At 72.7% G+C, this 3,049-nt stretch carries 7 protein-coding genes; all 7 read left to right on the top strand.

The genetic code is table 11. The features are described 5' to 3' along the window. Nucleotides 1–397 (top strand): gas vesicle protein GvpJ (gene gvpJ / locus HF519_RS29775; protein ID WP_169416276.1); only part of this gene is annotated, 397 nt, incomplete at its 5' end. Continuing rightward, complete coding sequence (locus HF519_RS29770) at nt 394–1,125, top strand: GvpL/GvpF family gas vesicle protein (protein WP_169416275.1); 732 nt, start codon at nt 394–396, stop codon at nt 1,123–1,125. The genes gvpJ (HF519_RS29775) and HF519_RS29770, both read left to right, overlap by 4 nt. 8 nt (nt 1,126–1,133) lie before the next feature. Next, on the top strand, nt 1,134–1,388 hold the full coding sequence (locus HF519_RS29765; RefSeq protein WP_169416274.1) for a gas vesicle protein GvpG: 255 nt from the start codon (nt 1,134–1,136) through the stop codon (nt 1,386–1,388). Further along, a complete protein-coding gene (gene gvpO / locus HF519_RS33150) occupies nt 1,385–1,774 on the top strand; it encodes a gas vesicle protein GvpO (RefSeq protein ID WP_312860431.1) in 390 nt (129 codons plus the stop codon). The genes HF519_RS29765 and gvpO overlap by 4 nt, the downstream gene beginning before the upstream one ends. Nucleotide 1,775: 1 nt before the next feature. Next, nucleotides 1,776–2,183, top strand: coding sequence for a gas vesicle protein (locus HF519_RS29755; RefSeq protein WP_169416273.1), 408 nt, complete (start codon nt 1,776–1,778; stop codon nt 2,181–2,183). Further along, entirely contained in the window at nt 2,155–2,940 is a 786-nt protein-coding gene (locus HF519_RS29750; RefSeq protein WP_312860430.1) for a GvpL/GvpF family gas vesicle protein, read from the top strand. The genes HF519_RS29755 and HF519_RS29750 overlap by 29 nt, the downstream gene beginning before the upstream one ends. After that, the coding region (gvpJ, locus tag HF519_RS29745; protein ID WP_211170773.1) for a gas vesicle protein GvpJ at nt 2,937–3,049 on the top strand (113 nt) is incomplete at its 3' end. The genes HF519_RS29750 and gvpJ (HF519_RS29745), both read left to right, overlap by 4 nt.

Here is a 3,049-nt window from a genome sequence, read left to right as displayed (position 1 = left end):
CGGCGGGGGAGGTGGCGGTCCGAGCGGGCTCGCCGACGTCGTCGAACTCATCCTGGACAAGGGCCTGGTCATCGACGTGTTCGTCCGGGTGGCGCTGGTCGGCATCGAGATCCTGACCATCGACGCGCGCATCGTCGTCGCCAGTGTCGACACCTACCTGCGGTTCGCCGAGGCGACGAACCGGCTGGACCTGCAGGCGAACGGCCCCAAGGGCCTGGCCGACCTCACCGAGGGCATCACGGAGGGCGGCGCACGCGGCAAGACCAACGGGATGTTGGACGCCGCGGTGGACAAGGTCGGGGAGCTGCTCGGCGGGACCGGCCAGGACGAGGACCTCGAGGAGCGGCCGCGGCGGCGCCCGCGTCCGCGTGAGCGCGCGAGGGAGCGGGACGAGTGAATCCGACCTACATCTACGGCGTGATCCGGTCCGATGCGGCCGTCCCGGAGGATCTGGTGGGCCTCGGGCCGTCCGGCGAGGTCGAGATGATCAGCCACGGTGATCTCACCGCGCTGGTGAGCGACGTCCCCATGGACCGGCCGCTCGGTACCCGCGACGACCTGTTCGCGCACGAGCGTGTGGTCGACACGGTGGCGGCCTCCGCGACCGTGCTCCCCATGCGCTTCCCCGCCGTCGTCGAACGCCACGCCGTCGTGGACGAGCTGCTGGCACCGCATCACGACCACCTGGCCGCGGTGCTCGACGACCTGGACGACCGGGTGCAGTACACGCTCAAGGGCCGCTACGAGCAGGACGTGGTGCTGCGCGAGGTGCTCGCCGACGACCCGGAGATCCGGGAGTTGCAGGAGCGCGTGCGCGAGCTTCCGGAGGACGCGTCGTACTACGACCGGGTCCGGCTCGGCGAGCTCATCGTCGAGGAGTTGCAGGCGCGCCGCGACGAGGAGGGTGCGGTGCTCGTGGAGCGGCTCGCGCCGGAGGCCGCGGCGGTCGTCGCCAACACGCTCGCCGCACCCGACGACGTCGTCAACGCCGCGTTCCTGGTGGAGCGCTCGCACCAGCAGCGCTTCGAGGATTCCGTGGAGAAGCTGGGGGCGGAGCTGGCCGGACGGATCCGGTTGCGGCTGCTCGGTCCGCTGGCGCCGTACGACTTCGTCCCCGAGGAGTGAGGAGGAGCGTGGGTCTCCTGACCGGTCTGCTCGGCCTGCCGCTCGCGCCGGTTCGCGGCGTCCTGTGGCTGGCCGAGCAGATCCGCGATCAGGCCGAGGAGCAGTACTACGACCCGGCGCGGATCCGTGCCCAGCTCGAGGCGGTCGACGAGGCGCGGCGCACCGGTGAGCTGTCCGAGGAGGAGTGCGCCGAACTCGAGAACTCGCTGCTGCAGCGCATGATGAGGCGTCCCGGTGGGGCGGCCGGGGGTGCCCCGCGGTGACCGGAGAGGACCGGGAGCCCGGCCATCGCAGTCGGGCGGAGCCGCCGCGGCGGCGTCGCCGCCCGCGCGAGGACGGCCCGGACCCCGACGACCGGGAGGACGAGGATCTCCCCCGGCGCAACGGCCGGATCCGCTCGGCGGGGGCCGCCGCCCGGCTGGCCGCCCGCGAGGTGGCCGACCTGACCGGCCGCACACCGGAGGGCATCGTCTCGGTCCAGCGCAGCGAGGACGGCTGGGTGGTCGGCATCGAGGTCGTCGAGGCCCGTCGGATCCCCGACTCCGCCGACATCCTCGCCACCTACGAAGCCGAACTGGACGCGCACGGCGAACTGCTGTCGTACCGCCGCACCCGGCGGTACTCGCGCGGCCGGCTCCGGGAGGAGTGACATGAGTGTGAGCGGCGGACTGCCGACCACGGGCGTCGCGCGCACCCCAGCGCGGCAGGAGTCGACCAACCTGGCCGACATCCTCGAGCGGGTCCTCGACAAGGGCATCGTCATCGCCGGGGACATCCGGGTGAACCTGCTCGACATCGAACTGTTGACGATCAAGATCCGGTTGCTCGTCGCGTCGGTCGACCGGGCACGGGAGATGGGGATCGACTGGTGGGAGCACGACCCGACGCTGAGTTCGGGGAAGCGCAACTTCGCGGAGGAGAACCGCCGGCTCCGCGAGCGCATCGGTGAGCTCGAGGCAGGGCGCAGCGGTGAGCAGAACGGAGAGCGCCGCGCGGAACGCCGTGCAGAGCCCCGGGCGGAGCCCCGCGGTGAGCGCCGTGGAGAGCGCCGTGGGTGACGCCCTCGTCTACGTCTACGCGATCACCGGTATGACCGGGATCGGCGAGCTCCCGGCCGTCGAGGGCGTCGCGGGTGCGCCCGTCCGTGCGATCACGGCCGGTGAGCTCGCCGCCGTGGTCAGCTCCGTCGACACCGCCGAGTTCGGGGAGGAGGCGCTGCGCCGCAACCTGGAGGATCTGAGCTGGCTGGAACGGACCGCCCGGGCCCACCACGCCGTGGTCGACGCCGTCGCCCGGCCGGGGCCGGCGGCACCGTTGCGGCTGGCCACGGTCTACCTGAGCGACGACAACGTGCGGTCGATGCTCGACGAGCAGCAGGTCCGGTTCACCACGGCCCTGGATCGGGTCCGGGGGCGCGCGGAATGGGGGGTGAAGGCGTTCGGGCGGCCGCAACCCGTCGATCCCGTCGGTGAGGAGCCGACCGGCCCGGCCGCCGGACCGGGGACGACCTACCTGATGCGCCGGCGAACGGAACGCGACCGGGCGGCCCGCAGCCTGGCGCAGGCCCACGAGCAGGCGGAACGGCTGCACACGAGCCTCGCGCGACTGGCCGTGACGAGCCGCGCGTATCCACCCCAGGACCCGCGGCTGTCGGGGGAGCGCGACGAGATGGTGCTCAACGCCGCGTACCTCGTCGAGGAGACGAGAGGGCCGGCCGTGCGGGAACTCGTGGACACCTGGGACGCGCCGGGCCTGCGGCTCGAACTCACCGGGCCGTGGGCGCCGTACTCGTTCGCGAGCCCGGACGACTCATGACGGTCGCCCGTGGGCAAGAGACGATCGCGCTGGTCGACCTGCTCGACCGGCTGTTGGCCGGCGGCGTCGTCCTCACCGGTGACCTGACGATCTCGCTGGCCGAGGTCGA

The organism is Pseudonocardia bannensis, assembly GCF_012911875.1.
In the GTDB taxonomy this organism is placed as follows: domain Bacteria; phylum Actinomycetota; class Actinomycetes; order Mycobacteriales; family Pseudonocardiaceae; genus Pseudonocardia; species Pseudonocardia bannensis.
The sequence above is the reverse complement of the archived record's forward strand: the minus strand, read 5'-3'. Positions and strand labels throughout refer to the sequence as shown.

Excerpts from the sequence above, each read along its gene's own strand:
- HF519_RS29755 (WP_169416273.1), top strand. The coding sequence starts at position 1,776 with ATGAGTGTGAGCGGCGGACTGCCGACCACGGGCGTCGCGCGCACCCCA.